Source organism: Gemmiger sp. An50 (genome assembly GCF_002161595.1).
GTDB lineage: Bacteria > Bacillota > Clostridia > Oscillospirales > Ruminococcaceae > Allofournierella.
Genome location: NZ_NFID01000001.1, coordinates 83,085 through 104,048 on the forward strand (window position 1 = coordinate 83,085; position 20,964 = coordinate 104,048).

19 protein-coding genes are annotated in these 20,964 nt (G+C 63.6%); 3 read left to right on the forward strand and 16 right to left on the reverse strand.

The annotated features are described in order from the left end of the window. Positions 1-2 precede the first annotated feature (2 nt). The 13 genes from B5G03_RS00415 to B5G03_RS00475 all read right to left on the reverse strand — a co-directional run bounded on the left by B5G03_RS00415 (position 3) and on the right by B5G03_RS00475 (position 11,536). Positions 3-335 (reverse strand): DUF4234 domain-containing protein, encoded by a 333-nt coding sequence (locus B5G03_RS00415; protein ID WP_087179857.1) that lies wholly within the window; start codon positions 333-335, stop codon positions 3-5. Positions 336-380: 45 nt separating this feature from the next. Continuing rightward, the gene (locus tag B5G03_RS00420) at positions 381-791 is read right to left on the reverse strand and encodes a DUF2752 domain-containing protein (RefSeq protein ID WP_162613298.1); all 411 of its coding nucleotides are present in this window, start codon (positions 789-791) and stop codon (positions 381-383) included. A gap of 61 nt (positions 792-852) precedes the next feature. Further along, on the reverse strand, positions 853-1,260 hold the full coding sequence (locus B5G03_RS00425; RefSeq protein WP_058964155.1) for a methylglyoxal synthase: 408 nt from the start codon (positions 1,258-1,260) through the stop codon (positions 853-855). A gap of 187 nt (positions 1,261-1,447) precedes the next feature. After that, a complete protein-coding gene (locus tag B5G03_RS00430) occupies positions 1,448-2,182 on the reverse strand; it encodes an AAA family ATPase (RefSeq protein ID WP_242962232.1) in 735 nt (244 codons plus the stop codon). A gap of 279 nt (positions 2,183-2,461) precedes the next feature. Continuing rightward, positions 2,462-4,531 carry a peptidoglycan D,D-transpeptidase FtsI family protein gene (locus B5G03_RS00435; RefSeq protein WP_087179859.1) on the reverse strand — a complete coding sequence of 690 codons (2,070 nt, stop codon included), beginning with the start codon at positions 4,529-4,531 and terminating at the stop codon, positions 2,462-2,464. 18 nt (positions 4,532-4,549) lie between these two features. Beyond that, positions 4,550-5,074, reverse strand: a complete 525-nt coding sequence (mreD, locus tag B5G03_RS00440) for a rod shape-determining protein MreD (RefSeq protein ID WP_087179860.1) — start codon at positions 5,072-5,074, stop codon at positions 4,550-4,552. Positions 5,075-5,111: 37 nt separating this feature from the next. Further along, the gene (gene mreC / locus B5G03_RS00445; protein WP_242962233.1) at positions 5,112-6,014 is read right to left on the reverse strand and encodes a rod shape-determining protein MreC; all 903 of its coding nucleotides are present in this window, start codon (positions 6,012-6,014) and stop codon (positions 5,112-5,114) included. 193 nt (positions 6,015-6,207) lie between these two features. Beyond that, positions 6,208-7,224 (reverse strand): rod shape-determining protein, encoded by a 1,017-nt coding sequence (mreB, locus tag B5G03_RS00450; RefSeq protein ID WP_058964152.1) that lies wholly within the window; start codon positions 7,222-7,224, stop codon positions 6,208-6,210. A gap of 214 nt (positions 7,225-7,438) precedes the next feature. Next, positions 7,439-7,993, reverse strand: coding sequence for a Maf family protein (locus B5G03_RS00455; protein WP_087179861.1), 555 nt, complete (start codon positions 7,991-7,993; stop codon positions 7,439-7,441). Positions 7,994-8,101: 108 nt separating this feature from the next. Further along, positions 8,102-8,347, reverse strand: coding sequence for a DUF4321 domain-containing protein (locus tag B5G03_RS00460; protein WP_087179862.1), 246 nt, complete (start codon positions 8,345-8,347; stop codon positions 8,102-8,104). A gap of 22 nt (positions 8,348-8,369) precedes the next feature. Next, on the reverse strand, positions 8,370-8,810 hold the full coding sequence (gene dut / locus B5G03_RS00465; RefSeq protein ID WP_087179863.1) for a dUTP diphosphatase: 441 nt from the start codon (positions 8,808-8,810) through the stop codon (positions 8,370-8,372). A gap of 244 nt (positions 8,811-9,054) precedes the next feature. Then, positions 9,055-11,091: a U32 family peptidase gene (locus B5G03_RS00470; protein ID WP_087179864.1), complete on the reverse strand. Its 2,037-nt coding sequence runs from the start codon at positions 11,089-11,091 to the stop codon at positions 9,055-9,057. After that, positions 11,081-11,536, reverse strand: a complete 456-nt coding sequence (locus B5G03_RS00475; protein ID WP_087179865.1) for a cell division protein ZapA — start codon at positions 11,534-11,536, stop codon at positions 11,081-11,083. Before B5G03_RS00475 ends, B5G03_RS00470 begins: the two co-directional genes overlap by 11 nt. Positions 11,537-11,945: 409 nt before the next feature. Here B5G03_RS00475 and B5G03_RS00480 point away from each other — a divergent pair, with 409 nt between their 5' ends. Together B5G03_RS00480 and B5G03_RS00485 are read left to right on the forward strand one after the other, a co-directional pair. Then, entirely contained in the window at positions 11,946-14,351 is a 2,406-nt protein-coding gene (locus B5G03_RS00480; protein WP_087179866.1) for a glycogen/starch/alpha-glucan phosphorylase, read from the forward strand. A gap of 168 nt (positions 14,352-14,519) precedes the next feature. After that, the gene (locus B5G03_RS00485) at positions 14,520-16,511 is read left to right on the forward strand and encodes a glycoside hydrolase family 13 protein (protein WP_087179867.1); all 1,992 of its coding nucleotides are present in this window, start codon (positions 14,520-14,522) and stop codon (positions 16,509-16,511) included. A 56-nt stretch (positions 16,512-16,567) separates the two neighbouring features. Here the strand turns inward: B5G03_RS00485 and B5G03_RS00490 are convergent, their stop codons facing one another. Further along, positions 16,568-17,299: a class I SAM-dependent methyltransferase gene (locus B5G03_RS00490; protein ID WP_087179868.1), complete on the reverse strand. Its 732-nt coding sequence runs from the start codon at positions 17,297-17,299 to the stop codon at positions 16,568-16,570. 367 nt (positions 17,300-17,666) lie between these two features. Here B5G03_RS00490 and B5G03_RS00495 point away from each other — a divergent pair, with 367 nt between their 5' ends. Continuing rightward, entirely contained in the window at positions 17,667-18,587 is a 921-nt protein-coding gene (locus B5G03_RS00495; RefSeq protein ID WP_087179869.1) for a hypothetical protein, read from the forward strand. Between the two features lie 78 nt (positions 18,588-18,665). Here the strand turns inward: B5G03_RS00495 and B5G03_RS00500 are convergent, their stop codons facing one another. Next, a complete protein-coding gene (locus tag B5G03_RS00500; protein WP_087179870.1) occupies positions 18,666-19,643 on the reverse strand; it encodes a DUF3658 domain-containing protein in 978 nt (325 codons plus the stop codon). Positions 19,644-19,664: 21 nt separating this feature from the next. After that, positions 19,665-20,771: a glycerol dehydrogenase gene (locus tag B5G03_RS00505; RefSeq protein WP_087179871.1), complete on the reverse strand. Its 1,107-nt coding sequence runs from the start codon at positions 20,769-20,771 to the stop codon at positions 19,665-19,667. Positions 20,772-20,964 lie beyond the last annotated feature (193 nt).

Here is a 20,964-nt window from a genome sequence, read left to right on the forward strand (position 1 = left end):
GCTTAATACCGGAAGCGGGCCGCGTTGTTGATGTCGCTCTGCATGATGGCCCAGTTCACAACAGCCAGGCCAAACACGCCCAGCAGCACGAACAGCAGGCTGTTATCGTTGCCGCCGTTTACGGTCATGTAGGCCTTGCCCATCTTGTAGTTCCAGTAAAGGCCGTAAATGCCGCAGGTGATGATGTTCAGCAGGATTACGGTGAGACCGCTGGTCTGCCATTCCTGCGGAGCCACCGACCGGGCGTATTCGTTCAAGGTATACATCCAATAGATGCCATACAGGCCGCAGGTGATGAAGTAGAGCAGGATGCACACCACAATGTTTCTTGTCATGAAAAATTCTCCTTTTGGTTCGCTGTTTGCGAATTGATTCAGGCTTTACACAAAGCCCAGCAGGGGCGCAAGGTTTCGCCAGACGCCCCAGACTGCAAAATAGACGATCAGCCCTGTGCCCACCGCGTTCACCGCGCGGCCCCGGGCCGGGCATTCCCGCAGCCAGCCCCAGAACAGCCAGGCGAGATACGGCCCCAGCACCGGCAGGCTCACGGCCAGGCCGGGGTTCGCGGCAAAGGCCGCACCCGCATCCCCGTGCAGCAGGGCCAGGATGGCGGTGGTGATGCCGCAGGCCGGGCATTTGAGCCCGGTGATCAGGTGGAAGGGACAGGGCACGAAGAGACCCAGGGTCTGGGTCTCCAGGGCATACAGTGCCCCCACACCGGCTAAAATCAGGGCATTCTGCACCCGTCGAGGGGAAAATCCCAGCCGGACAAAGGCCCCGAAAAAGCGCAAAGGGGCTTCCTGGTGTTTACCAGAAAGCCCCGTTTTTGCTTGGTCACGGCGCTCCGGCATCTTAGTGCTGGGGCGGGTTGACGATATTGCGCCACTCCAAGTCGCCCCGCTCCAGGCCATGGATGAGCACTTCGGCGGTGGCGATGTTGGTGGCGATGGGAATGTTGCGCACGTCGCAAAGGCGCAGCAGATTCATCTCGTTGGGTTCGTGGGGTTTCGCACTAATGGGATCGCGGAAGAACAGTAGCAGGTCGATCTCGTTGCAGGCGATGCGGGCCGCGATCTGCTGGTCGCCCCCGTGCACGCCGGACAAAAAGCACTGGATGGGCAGGCCGGTGGCCTCGCTCACCAGCTTGCCGGTGGTGCCGGTGGCCAGCAGGTTGTGCTGGCTGAGCACCCGGCAGTAGGCGATGCAGAACTGCACCATCAATTCCTTCTTCGCGTCATGCGCGATCAATGCGATATTCATGGACGTAACGCCCTCCTTCTCAAAACAGACTAACGTTTTTGCGTGCCCGGACGGCACGCGCTTTCTCCAAACCTCTATGGGATATGCTTCTTTTGGGGGCGGCGCCGCTTGGGGCCCGCCCGGTGTGTGGGTCAAAAAATGGGGAACCATGCCGCAGGGCATGGGCAAAACAAGATTTTTTCGCCCCTCAGCGCACGGCCAGGGGGACCTGCTGGCCCAGAATGCGGCGGGCCAAATTGTCAAACGCTCGCCATGCCAGCGTATTCTCCGGCAGGGCCTCGCCCGCGGCGGTGCTTTTCAGCAGGGCCGCGCTCTCCGGGATGACCCCGATCAGCTGCACGGCCACCGTGTCGATGCACTCGTCCAGGTCGGCCACCGCGCCCTTGTCGAAGGTGGAGGGGCCTACCCGGTTCATCACCAGGCGAACGTTGGTAAAGCCGCCCTCGTACAGCACGTCGGCGGCGATGTGCCCGTCCCGCAGGGCCACAGGGTCCGGCGTGAGCACCAAAAGGGCCATCTGGCTCACCACCATGGCGGCCGCGAAGGGCGCGCCCAGACCGGCGGCGGTGTCCACCAGAATGAAGTCGTAATGTTTGGCCATCTTCCGGGTGAGCTTGGCCAGCTGCTGGGGCTGCACGTTGCCCCGCTCGTAGGGGGCGCTGATCAGCGAAAGCCCCTTGTAGACCGGGCTTTCCACAATGGCCTTGCGCCAGTCGCACCGGCCGCAGAGCACATCGGAGATGTCGTACACGGTGCGGCCCGCGGCCCCGGCGATGATGTCCACGCTGCGCAGGCCGCTGTCCAGCTCGATGAGCAGGACCTTTTTGCCCGCGGCGGCCAGCCGGCTGCCCAGCAGCACCGACACGGTGCTTTTTCCTGTGCCGCCCTTGCCGGAGGCCACCATAATGATCTGTGCGGCCACGGACCGGACCTCCTTTTTACGGCCGGGATGGGGCCGGGATCAACGAAAAATGGTATACGGGTGCCTATTATGCATCCATACAGACATGATAACACAAAGCGGGGTCGATAGCAAGTTGTCTTTTGTGTATTTAATCCAAAAAAATGTGTTTTTCGCTCTTCTTTTCGCCGTTTTACCCGAGAGTTCCGCCCCTTTGCAGACAAAAAGGGGGCACAGCGTACCAAGCGGCCCGCCGTGCCCCGGGGGAATGCTGCGGAAATCGGCGCACGATGCCCCCCATCAGGGAAGCAGCACGCCCTCGGATTCGGGCTCCAGGCCCTCGCTCTGGGTGTAGTAGTAGCTGTCGAAGATGCTGCGCACCAGGGGCAGGCCGTTGGAACCGCCGCCGCCCCATTCCAGCACGATGCCAATGGCCAGCTGGGGGTCCTCCACCGGGCCGTAGGCGATGACGGCGGTGTTGGTGTAGGAGTAGCGGCCCTTTTCGTCCCGCTCCCAGCGCTGGGGACTGCCGGTCTTGACCGCGATGTTCAGCGGGTAATCCCGCAGAGCGCTGCTGTCCCGCGCGGCGCCCAGCATGCCCTGCTCCACCGCGTCGAAGGCGCCCACGTTGTCCTCGATCTGCTCCACGACCTCCGGCTCCACCTCTTCGATCAGCTCGCCGGTGTTGCTGTCCCGGTAGCCGGAAACGATGTGGGTGGAGTAGCGGGTGCCCTTGTTGGCAATGGTGGCCGCGTAGGTGGCCAGCTGGATGGGGGTCACCTGGGTGTTGCCCTGGCCGATGGCCGCCTGCAGCTCCAGGCCGTTGCCGTAGTTCTCGTCGGTCTTGTGGGTCAGGTTGCCGGTGGACTCGCCCAGCTCAAAGCCGGTCTTGGTGGCCAGGCCCAGGCTGTTTGCCATCTCGTCAAAGTTTTCCAGCCCCACCCGGCGGCCCACATCGTAGAAGTAGATGTTGCAGCTGTGGGTCAGCGCCTCGGTCAGGTTGGTGGGGCCGCTGTGGGGACCCAGCTGCTGGCAGACGGGCTTGTAGTCGGTGTAGAAGTCGTACACCCGGGTACAGTTCACCGTGTCCTGAGGGGTCACGGTGCCGCTGAGCAGGCCTGCCAGCGCCACAGCCGGTTTGAAAGTGGAACCGGGAGCGTACAGGCCGGTGGTGGCCCGGCTCAGAAGCGGAGTGTTCGGGTCACTGCTGTATTCGCTGTAGTTGGTCTTGTACAGGTTCAGATCGTAGCTGGGATAGTTGGCAATGGCCAGGATGCCGCCGGTCTTCACGTCCTTGACCACCGCCGAACCGGCAGTGACCTCCTTGCCCTTGGTGTGCTCCTTGGTCTGCTGCATCTCCAGGATCAGGGCCTCCAGCTGCTCGTTCAGGCTCTTTTGCAGGTCCTTGTCGATGGTGAGCACCACCGTCTCGCCGGGTTCGGAGTCCACCAGCATCTGGGTGCCCACCACAACGCCGTTCTTGTCGCGGCTCACCTGCTGGGTGCCTTCCTTGCCCCGCAGCCGGTCCTCGGCGTATTTTTCCACGCCGGACTGGCCGATCAGGTCGTTCATGTTGTAGCCAGCGTCCTTCAGGGGGGTGGTCACGTTGCCGTTTTCATCCTCCACCCACCACTGCTCGCTGGTGATGCTGCCCACGCTGCCCAGATAGTGGGGCAGCAGGGTGCCGTCCTCATAGACCCGGTGGGTGGTCTCGATGATCTCGGCCCCCGCCAGGCTCAAACTGCGCTCCTTGACCATGGCCACCGTCTGGTTCGACACATCCTTGGCCAGGGTGAAGCTGTTGCTGGCGCTGAAATCCTCCAGCTGCATCTGGTAGCGCACACCGGCCAGCACCCGCTGCCACTGGGGATCGTAGTCCTCCAGCTTGTAGCGCTCCACCAGCTTTGCCATCACCTGGTCGGCGGTGGCGTACTGCTGCAGCCCGATGTTATCCTTCAATTTGGCCAGCCGGTTCTGGGCGGAGGTGTCGTCGCCGTCGGTGAAGGTGTAATGGCCGCCCTCGCCCGGGCTGCTGATGGGCATGGTGTCGTTCCATTCCTCGCCGCAGCTCTGCAAAATCTCCACCAGGTCCATCACCAGCTCGTTCACATCGCCGGTGAGCATCAGCTGGTTGATAACCAGGTCGTAGCCCACCGCGTTGGAGGCCAGGGCCCGGCCGTACCGGTCCACGATCTCGCCCCGGGCGGCGGGGATATTGAATTTGTAGTTGGTCACGCTCTGGGCCTGGCTTTTGTACTCCTCGCCGTTCACCAGCTGGAACTCCACCAGCCGCAGCAGGATCACGCCCAGCACCGCCAGGCTGATGACGATGAGTCCGCCCACCCGGCGGAACACGCTTTTCTGGTCCATCGGCCGCCCTCCTTTCGCTTACTGTTCGGGCACGAAGCGCCCTGCCACCCGGCGCACCGCCATCATGGCCAGGGGCGACAGGGCCGCCGTGTAAAGCACCATGGGCAGCACCTGGGTGAGGTAGCGCTGGGTCGCGCCCGGATAGCCGGGCATCAGGTAATAGAACAAAAAGTCCATGCTGGTCACCAGCAGGCAGCAGGCGGCGTTCACCAGAATGAAGTTCACAGTGTTCACCCGCAGGTACAGCTCAACCGCCACGGCGGCGGCAAAGCAGATGACCATCAGGCCCAGGGCCATCAGGCCGCTGACCCGGTTGGCGGTCCAGTCCCACAGAAAGCCGCCGGCCACAGCCAGCAGCGCGCCGGGATACTCGCCCTCATAGATGGCCACTGCCAGGCAGACCGGCAGGATGAACAGCGGGCGCACCCCGAACAGGGAAAGAAAGCCCGGCAGGCTCTGGAGGGTGGCCGCGAGGAGCAAAATCAAAAAGTAGCAGGCCCACTTGGCCAGCAGGATCAAATTCCGTTTGCGGCGGCTGGTCATAGACTGCGCGCCCCCTTTCCTTCACGGCTCATGCCGCTCATTCTCCGGCCGGAGCGGAAGAAGCGCTCTGGGCCTGTTCGGCCTGCTGGCCGTAAGCGGTCTCGAAGTCGGTGATCACGAACACGTGCTTGACGTTGTTCACGTCGGCGCCGGGCTCGATCACGGCGATGGAGGACCGGCCGCTCTCCTCGGGCAGGATCTCCTCGATGGTGCCCACCCGGATGTCCGCCGGGAACTCGCCGCCCAGACCGGTGGTGATGATGGCATCGCCCACCTGGGCCAGGGTATCGCGGGAGAGATTCTCCAGCACGCAGCGGCCGTCGGCCGCATAGTCGGCGCTGCCGTTCAGGTTGCCGGTGTCGCGGGTGCGGCTGACCACGCAGGCCACGTAGGAGCCGGGCTGCAGAATGGTCATCACCTTGCTGGACGCGGGCCCCGCCTCCAGCACACGGCCCACCAGGTAGCCCTGGTCGCTCACCACCACGTCGCCCTGCTGCACCCCGTCCAGGGTGCCCAGGTCGATGGTGAAGCCGCCGAACTGCTCCAGCGGGTCGCGGCCGATCACAAAAGCGGACATATAGGTGTATTCGGGGCTGTCGTCTTCCAGACGGTCCCGCTCCTTGTAGGCGTCGTTCTCGGCTTTCAGCCGGTCGTATTCCACCAGCTTATCCTGCAATTCCCAGTTTTCCTGTTTCAGGGCCTCGTTCTCGGCGATGATGGAGTCGATGCGGGCGTATTTGTCCAGCAGGCCCCCCACGCCGCCGCTCACGGCGCTAGCTCCCTTCTGGAAGGGCGAAAGCACCGCGCTCAGGATCTGCTCCGGCGCGCTGGCCAGCCGCCCGTTGGCTCCGGCCCAGGCCATGATGCCGCCCAGCAGCACCGCCAGGGCCACCAGGGCCTTGAATTTTCCGGTATTGAAAAAGTCCTTCAGTGGGCTCACCTCCCCGGTTTTGCCTGGGCAGCCGCGCCAAATCGGCGTGGCACTGCCCTCGTGCGTTCAGATTTTCGGATAAAAAAAGCGCGGGCCGCCCGGCCTGGGCCGCCCGCGCCGGTGTTTTGTGGGGTTTGCCGGGGGTGCGCAGGTTCACGCAGCCCCTTTGCTCCGGCGGCAGGGCGCGGCCCTGCGGCTCGGATCAGAAATGAGAGGAGTTGTCGTCCAGCACGTCGCCCAGCAGGTCGATGTGGTCCAGCACAGCGCCGGTACCGGCGGCCACGCAGTCCAGCGGGGTCTCGGCCACATGCACGTCGATGCCGGTCTCACGGTGTACCAGCTCATCCAGGCCGCGCAGCAGAGCGCCGCCGCCGGTGAGCATGATGCCGTGGTCGATGATGTCGGCGCTCAGCTCGGGGGGAGTGCGCTCCAGGGTCTCCTTGATGGCGTCCACGACCTTCTGCAGGCTCTCGGCCAGCGCGTCGCGGATCTCCTCGGAGTGCACGGTGATGTTCTTGGGCAGGCCGTCCACCAGGTTGCGGCCCTTGATCTCCATCTCCTTCTCCTCCTCCAGTTCGTAGGCGGAGCCGATCTCGATCTTGATCTGCTCGGCGGTGCGCTCACCGATCAGCAGGTTGTACTTGCGCTTGATGTAGGCGATGATGGCCTGGTCGAACTCGTCGCCGCCCACGCGAACGCTGCGGGCCGCCACGATGCCGCCCAGGCTGATCACGGCCACCTCGCTGGTGCCGCCGCCGATGTCCACCACCATGCTGCCGGAGGGCTCGCTGATGGGCAGACCGGCGCCGATGGCCGCAGCCATGGGCTCCTCGATCACGCTCACCTGACGGGCGCCCGCCTTCAGGGCGGCCTCCTTCACGGCGCGGCGCTCCACCTCGGTCACGCCGGAGGGGATGCAGATGACCACGCGGGGACGGAAGAACATGCTGTTGCCGCAGACCTTCTTGATGAAACGGGCCAGCATGTTGGCGGTGATGTCGAAGTCGGCGATCACGCCGTCCTTCAAGGGACGCACGGCCATGATGCTGCCGGGGGTACGGCCGATGACCGCCTTGGCCTCGTGGCCCACGCTGCGCACCTCGTCGGTCTTGGTGTCCACGGCCACTACGCTGGGCTCCCGCATGATGATGCCCTTGCCCCGCAGATAAACCAGGGTGTTGGCAGTGCCGAGGTCGATTCCGATATCCTTGCTGAACATATACTCGTTTCTCCTTTTCTCACAGGCGCTCACACCGAGGCGCACATTCTCTCTATGCTGACTATGATGAACTTCTTGTTGACACAATTCAAAATGAGCGCCCGTCAGGTGGGCACTCTATTTTATTATAACCGCATGCGCGCGCATTCTCAATGGGCGCGGGGCTTTTTTTTCAATTTCTTCAAACTTTTTCCGGCCTGTTTTCCGGTGGAAATCACCGGAACTCCCGCAGCAGCCGGGCCAGACGGGAAACCGGCAGACCCATGATGTTGTAGTAGCAGCCGTCGATGCCCTCGCAGAACAGCGCTGCAGTGCCCTGGATGGCGTAGCCGCCCGCCTTGTCGTAGGGTTCGGGGGTGTCGGCGTAGGCCTGGATGGTCGCCTCCTCAATGGGATAAAACCGCACGGTGCTGGTGGCAACGAAGCTCTTGCACACATCGCCCTGGCACACGCACACGCCGGTATGCACCTGGTGGGCCTTGCCGGACAGCGCGTGCAGCATGCGCACCGCGTCGGCACGGTCCGCGGGCTTGCCGAAGATCTCGCCGCCGCAGTCCACCACGGTGTCGCAGCCGATGACCACGTCCTCCGGGTATTCCTTCGCCACGGCCTTGCACTTGGCGGTGGCCAGGGCCAGGGCGGTCTCGGCGGGGGTGGGGGCGGTGATGGCGGACTCGTCCACCTCACTGGTGATGACGGAAAACTCCGGGCAGATCATGGAAAGCAGCTCCTTGCGGCGGGGGCTGCCGGATGCGAGGACCAATGACATAACGATTTTCTCCTTTGGTTTATTTCAAGTAAAAACGATTTTTTCCGGTCAAACGTTATTTTTCACAAAAAAGCCCGGGCCGATGGCCCAGGGCAAAGAGGGCGGAGATCAGATCTCCACCCGGCGATAGACAAAGATGGCCAGCGCCAGCGTGAGGATGTGGGCGGCGCTGAGCTCCAGCACGAAATCCAGATTCAGGCGCAGCACGCTCAGGTCCAGCTGGGGCGCAAAGCGCAGGACCTTGGAATAGGCCAGCCAGGACAGAGCCGGAATCCCGGCGCACAGCTGGGCCAGCAGGCCTCCGGCGATGACCCCCGCCAGCAGGCAGAAGCACAGAAACAGGGCGTTTTTCATGGCGTTCGTTCCCTTCCCCGGCTCACAGGCGGCCGGTGGAGCCGAAGCCCCCTTCGCCCCGGTCGGTCTCGTCCAGGCTCTGGGCGGCCACGAAGGCGGCCTGGGCCACCGGCAGGATCATCAGCTGAGCCACCCGTTCGCCGGGCTCCACGGTCACCGGCTCCTCGCCCAGGTTCACCACACCGGCGCCGATCTCGCCCCGGTAGTCGGAATCAATGACGCCCACCCCGTTGGACAGGGTCAGCCCCCGCTTCACCGCAAGGCCGCTGCGGGCGCAGAGCAGGGCCACCCACTGGGGGCCGGGCAGCTGCACCGCCACGCCGGTGGGAATGATGGCCCGCTGGCCGGGGGCCAGGGTGAGGGGCGCGTCCAGGGCGGCGCACAGGTCCGCCGCCGCCGCGCCGGGGGTGGCATAGGCCGGGGCCTTGGCTCCCGGCCGGGTGAGGATGTATGGGATCTCCATGGGAAGGATATTTCCTTTCTGTTGAAATTTTATCCGGTATTACTTTTTGTTGTGCATCAACTTGGGGTGACACCGCATCATTCCAGGTGGTGGAGCGCGCCGGAAAATTTTTTGCGGAATGAACCAAAAAGCGCAGGCAATCCTTTGTGGATTGGCGAGCATTTTGGGAAAATTCCACGGAAAATTTTGGCGCGATACGCCGCCTGAGCCGCAAGGCGTGAATGGTGCGGGGGCTGCCCCGGAATTATTGAGCAGGCTTGTAGTACAGGCCCCGGGTGAACTCGCCGGGCCACGCTTCGCCCTTGCGGTACCGGTCGATGACCTTGCCCGCCTGCTCTTTGCTCTCGATGGTGAACAGCAGCAGGCCCGCGTCGGCGGGGATTTCACCGGCCCGGTCGCCCAGGTAGAGGGGCACCGGGTTGTACACCTGGCGCACACCGCCGCCGCAGCGCACCGGGAAGTGCTTGTTCTTGCGGTCGGTGAGTTCTCCCTTTTTGCCGCAGTGGGCGCAATCGGTCACGTTCTGCAGCGGGCAGGCCCGGGTGAGCATCAGGGGCATGTGGCCGTAGACCAGCGCCCAGGTGGGCACGCCGGGGGCAATGGCCGTCATCTCGTTGAAGGGCACCTCGGGCAGCAGGGTCATGGCCCGCAGGCCCATAGTCTTGTAAGTATCCGCGGCCAGGGGGTTGGTGATGTTCAGCCCGAAGCCGCCGTAGAGGGGCAGGCCCTTCGCCAGCTTGAAATGGGCGATGTTCTGGGCCAGATACCCGGCAAAGCCCGCATTCTTCGTGGCCTCGATGGCCTTGGCCACCGCGGGCTCCATGGCCCCGAACATGGCCCGGGGCAGCTCCAGCACGGTTTTGGACCGCAGGCTCTGGGGCACCTGCTCCGCCTCAAACACCGGCACGATCAGTCCGGCCAGTTCTTCGGCGTTTTCCGGCACCTGCTCCCAGTGCTCGAACCGGCCCCAGAGGGGCAGTTTTGCGGGCAGGGCGTGCCGCTGGGCGGCGGGCAGGGGCAGACGGGTAAAGGCCCAGGGCTTGAGGGCGCTGCGCTTTTTCAAAAGGCTTTCCAGCGCGGCCCGGCGCACTTCGTTCCACTCGCTGCCCGGCAGATACCCCGGCTCGCCCTCGATGGCAAGGCTCTCCAGATAGAAGGGCGTGCCGCCGGTCTTGCCCAGCGCCCGCTCGATGGCGCCCCGCTGGTCCTTTTCCGCCTTCTGGGGGGCGTTCTGGGTGTATGCGATGGCGGTGTTGCCCTCGCCGTCGGCGGCGGTGAGCTTGCAGCCCTCCTCCTCGCAGAGCAGGGTGAAGCGCACCGGCACCCGGGGCATCTCCCGGCGGTACAGCTCCCGCAGCGCGGGCATCACCGCCTTGCTGGCGGCGCTGTCCTCAGCGGTGCGCACCCCGAACATGCTGCCGTTGATCTTGCCCTCAATGTAACCATTGGTAAAACCAGAACGAGAAAATACGCCCTGTAATACTTTTTCGTCGTAGGGCTGGCCCGCCAGGGAATTCCGGCAGGCGTTCACCGCGGCGGCCACGTATTCCGGGCCGCGCAGCCGTCCCTCGATCTTGGCGCTCACCACACCGGCGGCGGCCAGGGCGGGCAGGCTGCCCACGGCGGAAAGATCCTTCAAACTCAGATGGCAGGCCCCGGAGCCGTCCGCCGCGAAGGGCAGGCGGCAGGGTCCGGCGCAGCCGCCCCGGTTGCCGCTGCGGCCGCCCAGGAAGGCGCTCATGTAGCACTGGCCGGAAACGCTCATGCACAGCGCGCCGTGTACGAATACCTCCACCTCGATGGGGCAGTTTTTGGCGATGTGCTCGATCTCCGAAAGGCTCAGCTCGCGGGCCAGAATCACCCGGGAGAAGCCCAGCTCGGCCAGCTCCAGCGCGCCCTCCAGCGTGTGGACGCTCATCTGGGTGGAGCCGTGGATGGGCAGGTCCGGGGCCATGCGGCGGGCAAGGGCCGCCACCGCCAGGTCCTGCAAAATCACCGCGTCGGCGCCGGCGGCGCACACGTCGGCCAGGGCGTCGCACAGGCCCTCCAGCTCCGCCGGGTGGGCGGTGGTGTTGATGGCCACATACACCTTTACCCCGCGGCCGTGGCAGAAGCTCACCGCCTGGCGCAGCTCGTCTGCATCAAAATTTCCGGCGGTGCGGCGGGCGCTGAACCGTTTCAGGCCCAGATACACCGCGTTGGCCCCGCTGTAAACGGCGGCGGTCAGCGCGTCCATATTGCCCGCGGGGGCCAGAATCTCCATGGGGGCGTTACTGTTCATTGCTTTCCTCGCTGGCAGGGGCTTCCTCGGCGGCTTCCTCGGCGGCAGCCTCTTCGGCCTTTTCCTCGGCTTGGGCGGCCTTGACGGCGGCTTCGGCGGCGGCAGCCTGCTGGGCCTTCAAAGCGTTCAGCTCGGCGGTCAGCTTCTCCACCTGACGGCGGGCGTTCTCGGCCTCCAGCTTGGCCTTGGCGGCGTCCTCCAGATAGTCCTTGATCTGGGCGCGCATGTTGTCGGTGCTGGAAGCGTTCTTGTTCAGCTCATCCAGATAGCTCAGCGCGCTGATGACGGCGCTGGCGGCCACGCTGGCGCTGGGGTTCTGGGTCATGATCTCGGTCATGTCCGTGTCCAGGCGCTCGGCCAGCTGGTTCACATATTCCTCGGAATCGGTGGTGGATACGATATAGTTGGACCCGCAGATGGTCAGTTTTACTTTGGTAACCGGCATAATAACAATCCCTCTTCTTTCACAAAGCTCCGCCGAGGGCGGAGGATATTTACGTTCAGCGGCGGCGGGCCGCCCTTAAAAAGCCGCCCGCCGTCTTGAATCTTATTATAGTATAAAGCACCCCCACAGGAAACCCCTTTTTTGTCGCATCGTGCCTTTTTGGCCATTCAAAAGGATTCTACGTTTACCGAAAACGTATTTTTTCTTGAAACGGACCGGATAAATTGGTAAAATAGAAAAGTAGTACTGCGTGGTTTGCCCTCGCGGTGCCGCCCCAAATGTGCAGCCCTGCTGCCAGGCCGCCCGGTGCCGGGACCCCCACGCGGGAGCGCCCCGCATGCCGGAATTTACCCTTTGACCCTTAGTTTTTTGGCAGCGATTTACTTTTACCGACAGGAGTGGAGAAACGTTGACGAAATACACCAAGAAAGAGTTTGATAAGCTGCTCAAGGAGCGGCTGAACACGGAATACGGCACCACGCTGGACGTGGCCAGCAATCAGCAGATCTACCGTGCGCTGGCCATCATCGCCCGCCGCCTGATGAGCGCCCAGCACAAAAAGTTCCAGAGCCGCGCCTACGGCACCGGCGCAAAGCAGGTGTACTACCTGTGCATGGAGTTTCTGATGGGCCGCAGCCTGAAGACCAGCCTGTTCAACCTGGGCCTGAACGAAGTGGCCGAGGCGGTTCTGGCCGACGCAGGCATCAAGATGGAGAGCATCTACGAGGAAGAGCCGGATGCAGGCCTGGGCAACGGCGGTCTGGGCCGTCTGGCCGCCTGCTATCTGGACGGCATGGCCACCACCGGCATTTCCGGCACCGGCTATTCCATCCTGTACGAGTACGGCATCTTCAAGCAGAAGATCGTGGACGGCTGGCAGCAGGAAAAGGCCGACAACTGGCTGCCCGGCGGCCAGGTCTGGCTGAAGAGCCATCCCGACCAGAGCATCGAGATCAAGTTTGACGGCGACATCGAGGAGAGCTGGGAAGGCAGCTACCATCATGTGACCCACCGTCACTACAACAGCGTCATCGCCGTGCCCAGCGACATGTACGTGCAGGGCTACCACGGACAGGGCGTTGCCAAGCTGCGTCTGTGGCAGGCCAAGGCCCCCGATTTCGACATGAACAGCTTCAACGCCGGCGAGTATGGCAGCGCCATCACCAAGAACGCCTCCGCCGAGCTGATCAGCAAGATCCTGTATCCCAACGACAACCACCGCGAGGGCAAGATCCTGCGCCTGCGCCAGCAGTACTTCCTGTCCGCCGCCTCCATCGGCGATATCTGCCAGAACCATCTGTCCCAGTGGGGCAGCCTGGACACCCTGCCCGAGAAGGCGGCCATCCAGCTGAACGACACCCATCCCACCCTGGCCATCCCCGAGCTGATGCGCATCCTGCTGGACGAGTGCGGCTACGACTGGGATAAGGCCTTCGACATCTGCCAGCGCACCTTCGCCTACACCAACCACACCGTCATGAGCGAGGCGCTGGAGAAGTGGAACCTGGACATCTTCCGTTCCACCCTGCCCCGCATCTACTCCATCGTGGAGGAGATGGACCGCCGCTGCCGCGCCGACTTCGAGAAGGCCTTCCCCGGCGACTGGGGCAAGATCAACTACATGGCCATCCTGGGCGACAACCAGGTTCGCATGGCCAACATCTGCTGCTACGTTTGCCACTCCATCAACGGCGTGTCCAAGCTGCACAGCCAGATCATCAAGGACAGCGTCTTCCACGACTACTACCTGTATAAGCCCCAGGCCTTCAAGAACGTGACCAACGGCATCGCTTACCGCCGCTGGCTGCTGGCTTCCAACCCCGGCCTGACCAAACTGCTGAGCGAGACCATCGGCGAGGGCTTCAAGCACGACGCTTCCCAGCTGACCAAGCTGAACGCCTTCAAGAATGACAAGACCGTTCTCAAGGCCCTGGAGGACGTGAAGAAGGCCAACAAGGTGGAGTTCGCCTCCTACCTGGAAAAGACCACCGGCCAGGTGATCGACCCCTCTTCCATCTTCGACTGCCAGGTCAAGCGCATGCACGAGTACAAGCGCCAGCACCTGAACGCGCTGAACATCGCCGCTCAGTACCTGTACCTGAAGGATCATCCCAATGCGGAGTTCGCCCCCAAGACCTACATCTTCGGCGCGAAGGCTGCTCCCGGCTACTACATGGCCAAGCAGATGATCCGTCTGATCTGCAAGCTGGGCGCTCTGATCGACGCCGACCCCGCCGTGCGCGAGAAGCTGCGCGTGGTCTACCTGGAGGACTACAACGTGTCCCTGTCCGAGCGTCTGATGCCCGCCAGCGAGGTGAGCGAGCAGATCAGCCTGGCAGGCACCGAGGCCTCCGGCACCGGCAACATGAAGTTCATGCTGAACGGCGCTGTGACCCTGGGCACCCTGGACGGCGCCAACGTTGAGATCGCCGCCGCCGCGGGCAAGGAGAACGAGATCATCTTCGGTATGCTCACCGAGGAAGTGAACCAGATGAAGGCCACCGGCTACCATCCCACCATGTTCATCAACAGCGATGAGGTGGCCATGGAGGTGCTGAACTTCCTGGAGAAGGGCTGGAACGGCGAGAGCTTCCACGAGGTGGTCAACAACCTGCGCACCAGCGACCCCTACATGGTCATGGCCGACTTCAAGGACTACCGCCGCGCCCAGGCCGACGTGCAGAAGCTGTACGCCGACCGCACCCGCTGGAACCAGATGAGCCTGGCCAACATCGCCAACAGCGGTGTGTTCAGCGCCGACCGTTCCGTGCTGGACTACGCCCGCGACATCTGGGGCGCTCATCCCGTGAAGTAATTCTTTCAGGGTACCCCGCCCTTTCGGTTTTCCTTTTTGATTTCAGGGCGGCCTGCGTGGTCCGCCCCTTTGCCCCGGGCGCCGGCCAGTCCGGCCCCGGGGCCTTTTTCCTGTTCGATATCCGTTTTTCCCGGCGGCTGCCGGCATCTTTGTTCTGGGAGTGTTTGTGTGGATCAGTTATACAACAGCTTTGACCCGGCCTATAAAACCCCCTTCGGCGCGGTGAAAACCGGCCAGCAGGTCACCTTCCGGCTGACCATCCCCTACGATTACGGATTCGTGCGCCCGCACCTGGTGCTCATCCGGGACGGCGGCGAGCCGGTGCACCATGCCATGGCCTTCGACGGCTGCGAGGAGGGCGTGAACCGCTTCTCGCTGGCCCTTTCGCTGAGCCGGGCCGGGCTGTATTTTTACTATTTCGATCTGTATTCCGATTTCCGCAAGCTCTTCCGCGGCCCCATGGGCCAGGCCGTGATGGGCTGGACCACCGGTCCCTGGTGGCAGCTCACCGTGTACGAGGCGGGCTTCGCCACCCCCGCGCCCATCAAGGGCGGGGTGCTGTATCAGATCTTCCCGGACCGGTTCCACGAGGGCAAAAAGCACAAGCCCATGCCCTTTTCCGACCGCATCTACCGGGAGAACAAGCACGGCGAACCCTACTTCTGGCCCAACGAAGAGGGCGGCTATCTGAACATGGACTACTTCGGCGGCGACTTTGCGGGCATCATGGAAAAGCTGCCCTACTTGAAGGAGCTGGGGGTCAGCTGGATCTATCTGAACCCCATCTTTGAGGCCCATTCCAACCACCGTTACAACACCGCCGACTATTTAAAGCCGGACCCGCTGCTGGGCACGAAAGAGGAATTCCGCCAGCTGTGCGCCGCGGCCCGCCGCCAGGGCATCCGCATCATCCTGGACGGCGTGTTCAGCCACACCGGCTCGGATTCCATCTACTTCAATCGGGAGGGCCGCTACGGCCCGGGCGGCGCCTATCATGATCCCAAAAGTCCCTATCGGAGCTGGTTCGATTTCAGCCCCAACTACGCCTGCGGCTACCGCAGCTGGTGGGGTTTCGAGAGCCTGCCCGAGGTGCAGGAAAGCGACCCGGCCTACCGGGAGTTCATCTGCGGCAAGGGCGGCGTGATCGACACCTGGCTGAGTCTGGGCGCGTCCGGCTTCCGGCTGGACGTGGCGGACGAACTGCCGGACGATTTCATCGAGGAGATCCGCAAGGCGGTGAAGGCCCACGGGCCGGACTGCTACCTGCTGGGCGAGGTGTGGGAGGACGCCACCACCAAGGAAGCCTACGGCGTGCGCCGGACCTATCTTTTGGGCAAGGGGCTGGACGCGGTGATGAACTACCCCTTCCGCAACGCGGTGCTGGGCTTTTTGAAGGGCCGCAGCGCGGCGGACACCGCCGAGGACATCATGGCCATCTGCGAGCATTACCCGGCCCCGGCGCTGCACTGCCTGATGAATTTCATGAGCACCCACGACACCGAGCGGGCGCTGACCGCCATTGCGGACGAACCCTCGGACGGCAAGGACCGTTACTGGCAGAGCGGCCGCACCCTGCCTCGGGACCGGTACGACCACGGCGTGCGTCTGCTGCGGCTGGCCTACGCCATGATCTTCACGCTGCCCGGCGTGCCCAGCATCTATTACGGCGACGAGATCGCCATGCAGGGCTACCGGGACCCCTTCAACCGGGCCTATTTCAACTGGGAATCCACCGAGAGCCGGGTGCGCCTGGTGCTGCGCCAGCTGGCTCACCTGCGCCGGGAGTGCGACGCCTTCGCCGAGGGCGACATGCAGATCATCCAGGCGGAGGGCGACGTGCTGCACTACCGCCGCACCGGCCCCACCCAGATGGCGGAGATCATCGTGAACCGGTCGTGCCGTCTGATCTCGGCCGAAGCCTTCGGCAAGCACACCGAGGTGAACCCCTACGGCTTCACCATCCTGGTGGAGGATGTGCCCCCTGCCCCGGCCCCCGTGCTGAAAAAGCAATCCGTGGAAGAGCCGGGTCTCACCCCGCCCGCAAAGGCGGCGGAACCGGCCAAAGCTCCTGCCCAGGCAAAGGCGGAATCCAAGCCCGAAGCCAAAGCCGAAAAAGCCCCCAAAGCGGAAGTCAAGGCCGAACCCAAGGCGAACAAATAAGCAAAACAAAAAGCCAGAGCAAAACGCTCTGGCTTTTTTTGTTTGACGCAAAACGATTACTGCTTTTGTGCGGCCACCAGCAGCATCATGGGGCGGCGCAGCTCGTCCCGCATGCCGGGCAGGTCCATCATTTCCTCCGGCGGCTGGGGCTCCACCACATGGCGCAGCGCAAAGCCGCTTTGCAGCAGCGTTTCCAGGTAGGTGGTGAGGGTGCGGTGGTATTTGGTCACCGTTTCGCCCAGGAACACCGCCTGCCGCTGGCCCTCGAAGCTGTAGCGGTCCACCGGGAAGTGCAGAATCTCCCCGTCCGGGCCGTAGTACCAGTCCTGGCTGCCGTAGGCGGTGAAGACCGGATGCTCCACCGAGAACACAAACGCCCCGCCCGGCGCAAGCCATTCGTGAATGTGCTCCACCAGCGGCGCGAAGTCCCGCACGTAGTGGAAGGCCAGCGAGCTGAGCACCACATTAAAGCTGCCCGGAGCGAAGGCCAGGTCCTCCATGGCGGCGCGGCGGTACTGGATCACCGCCCCGCTGTTCTTTTCGCGGGCGGTTTGCAGCATCTTTTCGGAAAGGTCCACGCCCAGCACCGAGACCGCGCCCTTTTGGGCGGCGTAGGCACAGTGCCAGCCGTAACCGCAGCCCAGGTCCAGCACCCGTTTGCCCGCAAATTCCGGCAGCAGCTTTTCCAGCTCGTGCCATTCGCCTGCACCTGCCAGCCCCTTTTGCGAGCGAGCCATCTGGCTGTACTTTTCAAAAAACTTCGGGTCGTCGTATTTGTTCTGTTTCATTGTTTGTTCCTCCCATGTAAGACTTCCATGTGTTCGGTCTGCTCACATGGGTTTATGCAATTTTCTGCGCAAGGATACCGCCGCGCATCCCATCACTTCCTTTTTCGGCTTTGCTGCCATTATACCATCTCCTCCCCGCCGCGAAAAGCCCGGCCAAAGCCCGATTTTGACCCGGAAAGCCCGGATTTTTTTGCGTTTTGACCCTGGAAAACCCGGCCCGACCCGTGCTACCATATAAACTGAAACGATCAGGCGGAGCCGGTGCAGGCCCCGCCTTTTTTAGAGCCGTCATCCGGCGCGCCATGCAAACGTGCGCCGGGGGCGGTTTTTGTTTTTCCCGGTGTATTTTCAAAAAGGAGGGTCACACATGCGTTATTCCTTTGATACCGAAGCCGCCGCCCGCTATGGGGTGGAGGAAGCCATTCTGTTGGATCACATCCGCTTCTGGTGTGAAAAAAACCGATCCAATCCCGACTGCCAACGGGAAGGCCGCTGCTGGATGTACGCCAGCGCCGCCCGGCTGGCCGAGCATTTCCCCTTTTGGAGCGTGCCGAAAATCCGCCGCCTGCTGAAAAGTCTGGTGCGGCAGGGTGCGCTTTTGGAGGGCCGCTTCGGCCGGTTTGCCTTTGACCGCACCTTGTGGTATGCAATCAGCGAATCCGTTCTTTCCATGTTTCAAAATCGTCACTTGCAAGAAACGAATTCGGAACATTCAAGTGATGAATCCGCAAGAGCTATAAAAGATACCCAAAAAGATATCCAAGAAGATTCCCAACACACATACACCGCCTGCGGCGGTGGGCGTGCGTTTTCTCCCTCTTCTGAGAAATTGGGGAACGCTGCACCGAAAGCAGAGTCAAAGCCCGAACACGTTCAGTCTAAACCGGCAATCTCTGCAACACAAACAGTCCCGGCACAAACCGCCCCCCAAACGCCGGATAGCTTTGAGCGGTTCTGGCAGGCCTATCCCCGCAAGGCGGACAGGCGGGCCGCTCTTTTGGCCTGGAAGGCCCTGCGGCCCAGTGAGAGCCTTGTGAACACCATGCTGACAGCTCTAACCACCCAATGCGAAAGCGCCCCCTGGAAGGAAAGCGGCGGGCGGTACATCCCCCACCCGGCCCGCTGGCTGACCCACCGCCGCTGGGAGGACGCGGCCCCCATCGCCCAGGCGCAAAAGTACCACATGCAGCCTTGGGCCCAGCAGACCAGCCGCCCCTTTGACCCGAACGCCGCCGTGGACTTTCTAGCCCCACGCCGCCCTCGCCTTCTCAAGCGCCTGGATGCCTGACCGGCCCACGGCAAAAAATACAGCAAAAAAGCGAAGCGCCCGGACCCTCGGTCCGGAGACACTTCGCTTTTGTTTTGCTCAAAGCCCCGCCCAGTCGGCGTGCTGGCGCAGTCTGCGGCGGATGCCCGGGCCGTCCTGGGCCACCTCCAGCAGGCCCTGACGGCACAAGGCCTCGATGCGCAGCGCCAGCCAGCCGTCGCCGATTCCCAGCTGGTATTTGCCCAGTACGTTGCCCACCAGCGACGCCTCCAGAAATTCCTCCGGCAGCTGCTCCAGCTCCCGCAGAAGGAAGCTGTCGTAAAAATTTTCGGGCATGCTCTGCAATCCGCCGTTCAGGCAGACCCGCAGGGGCGCGTTCTCCCGCTGCAGCTCCTTCCAGCGCCCGGCGCAGGCTTGCAGCAGGGCGGGCTTGGCGGTCTGGGCCAGCGGCAGATACCGCCCCCATTCGCCGGGGCTCAGCTCGCCCCAGCCGGTGTAGGCCATCATGGTTTCGCCCTCGCCGTATTCCCACACCGGCAGCTTGATCAGCTGCACCGGCCCGTGACTTGCCAACCCGTTCAGCTGCGCCAGCAGCCAGCACAGGCCGCAGGCATCGTCCGGGTTGTCGCTGTACCAGATGCGCAGCTCCTCGCCCCCGGCGCTGCGGGTCAGCACCGTTTGCAGATTCGCCTGCAGCTCCTCCAGCAACTCCTCGATCACCCGTTCCCGCTCTTCCGCGCTGCTCCCGAAGCTGGCGGCCAACACCCGCTCCAGCAAGCGGCGGCGGCCCTGGGGAAACTGGTTTTCCGCAATGTCGCCCATGCTCCAGCCCCCTTCCAGGCAGAACACGTTGGCCGGGTCGCCCCCCAGGGGCCGGGCTTCTTCCCACTCCCGGCGGGCCCGCTGTTCCGCTGCCTGCTGGGCGGCCCGCTGCACCCCGGGCGCGGGGGCGGCGCACTCCTCCCCCTCCCGGGCGGCAACGATCACGCTCACCGCGCCGTTATACTCCCCTTGCCCGTAATGCTGGGCCATCTTCAGGCTGCCGCAGGCGCTGCGGCTGAACACCACATCCATCATCTTGTTGTTTCCTCCTGTGTTTTAAACCGGCTGCGCCAGCGCCTTCACTGCGCCGATCAGGTCCTCGGCGGTCACGGCGAAGGGCATGTTGCCCATGTTGCCCGCCGGGTCCAGCGCCACACGGGCCAGCTCGGAAAGCTCCTCGCCGGTGATGTCCGCCAGCTCCAAATCTGTAAGGCTGGTGGGCAGCCCCACCGACTTGCAGAAGGCCCGCACCTGGCCAAGGTCCTGCCTTGCCCGCAAAGGCTGCGCACCCAGCCGCTGCTCCAGCACCAGCTGCACCTGCACGCCGAAGGCCACCGCCTGGCCATGGCCCGCCCGGTTTGCCCGGCCCAGACTGGCGATGCCGTTGGCCACCGCGTGGGCCGCGGCCAAACCGCCGCTCTCAAAGCCCACGCCGCTCAGGTAGATATTCGTCTCCACAATGGTTTCCAGCTCCTCGCCGGGGCATTTCTGCGCCGCCTGCTCCATGGCCTTGGCCCCGCAGCGCAGCAGATTGTTCCAGCACCCCTGCGCCAGACACAGCGCCGCCGCGCCGGGAGCGGTGCCGAAGCTGTTTTTGCCCCCTGCCTCGGCGCAGGCCCGGGCCTCGAACCAGGTGGACAGCGCATCCCCCATGCCCGCCGCCAGCAGCCGGGCCGGGGCGGCGGCGATGTGGGCGGTGTCCGCCAGCACCAGGTCGGGGTTCTTGTCCAGATACAGATACCGGTCGAAGATGCCGTCCGGGGTGTACAGCACCGCCAGGGCGCTGCAGGGCGCGTCGGTGGAAGCCACGGTGGGCAGCATCACCATGGGCGCACCCGCGAAGGCCGCCACGGCCTTGGCCACGTCCAGATGACGGCCGCCGCCTGCGCCCGCCACCACCTGGCATCCGCTGGCCTCAAAGCGGCGCACCAGCTCGGTGATCTCCTTTTCGCAGCAGGCCTCCTCGAAGGCCACGAACTCCACCCCGCCCGCGCCGGGCAGGCCCTCCTCCACATCCCGCCGGATGCGCTCGATGCCCGCCGCGTCGCTGATGAGGAACACGCCCTGCCCCAGCCGCCGGGTATAGCGGCCTAGGCGGCGCAGCGCCCCCGGTCCCTGCACATACCGGCTGGGTGCGCCGGTTCGTTTGTCCTGATCGGTCATACAGATCCCCTCCCGTTTTCGGTTTCTACTAACAGAAGTATCACAAACCGCTGCACTTTGCAAGAATAAAGTTTTCCGGCATGCAAAAAGCGGCCCCAGGCAAACGCCCGAAGCCGCTTTTTGCAGATGATTTTGGGGCAGCCGGCCAAGGAGTGAGGGGACCGGCTGCCCAAGAGAAAAGGATGAAAAAGGG

Excerpts from the sequence above, each read along its gene's own strand:
- mreB (WP_058964152.1), bottom strand. The coding sequence starts at position 7,224 with ATGTTCAGCAAGGATATCGGAATCGACCTCGGCACTGCCAACACCCTG.
- mreD (WP_087179860.1), bottom strand. The coding sequence starts at position 5,074 with ATGACCAGCCGCCGCAAACGGAATTTGATCCTGCTGGCCAAGTGGGCC.
- B5G03_RS00475 (WP_087179865.1), bottom strand. The coding sequence starts at position 11,536 with ATGCCGGTTACCAAAGTAAAACTGACCATCTGCGGGTCCAACTATATC.
- B5G03_RS00500 (WP_087179870.1), bottom strand. The coding sequence starts at position 19,643 with ATGATGGATGTGGTGTTCAGCCGCAGCGCCTGCGGCAGCCTGAAGATG.
- B5G03_RS00490 (WP_087179868.1), bottom strand. The coding sequence starts at position 17,299 with ATGAAACAGAACAAATACGACGACCCGAAGTTTTTTGAAAAGTACAGC.
- B5G03_RS00435 (WP_087179859.1), bottom strand. The coding sequence starts at position 4,531 with ATGGACCAGAAAAGCGTGTTCCGCCGGGTGGGCGGACTCATCGTCATC.
- B5G03_RS00455 (WP_087179861.1), bottom strand. The coding sequence starts at position 7,993 with ATGTCATTGGTCCTCGCATCCGGCAGCCCCCGCCGCAAGGAGCTGCTT.
- B5G03_RS00425 (WP_058964155.1), bottom strand. The coding sequence starts at position 1,260 with ATGAATATCGCATTGATCGCGCATGACGCGAAGAAGGAATTGATGGTG.
- B5G03_RS00470 (WP_087179864.1), bottom strand. The coding sequence starts at position 11,091 with ATGAACAGTAACGCCCCCATGGAGATTCTGGCCCCCGCGGGCAATATG.
- B5G03_RS00505 (WP_087179871.1), bottom strand. The coding sequence starts at position 20,771 with ATGACCGATCAGGACAAACGAACCGGCGCACCCAGCCGGTATGTGCAG.
- B5G03_RS00415 (WP_087179857.1), bottom strand. The coding sequence starts at position 335 with ATGACAAGAAACATTGTGGTGTGCATCCTGCTCTACTTCATCACCTGC.
- dut (WP_087179863.1), bottom strand. The coding sequence starts at position 8,810 with ATGGAGATCCCATACATCCTCACCCGGCCGGGAGCCAAGGCCCCGGCC.
- B5G03_RS00495 (WP_087179869.1), top strand. The coding sequence starts at position 17,667 with ATGCGTTATTCCTTTGATACCGAAGCCGCCGCCCGCTATGGGGTGGAG.
- B5G03_RS00460 (WP_087179862.1), bottom strand. The coding sequence starts at position 8,347 with ATGAAAAACGCCCTGTTTCTGTGCTTCTGCCTGCTGGCGGGGGTCATC.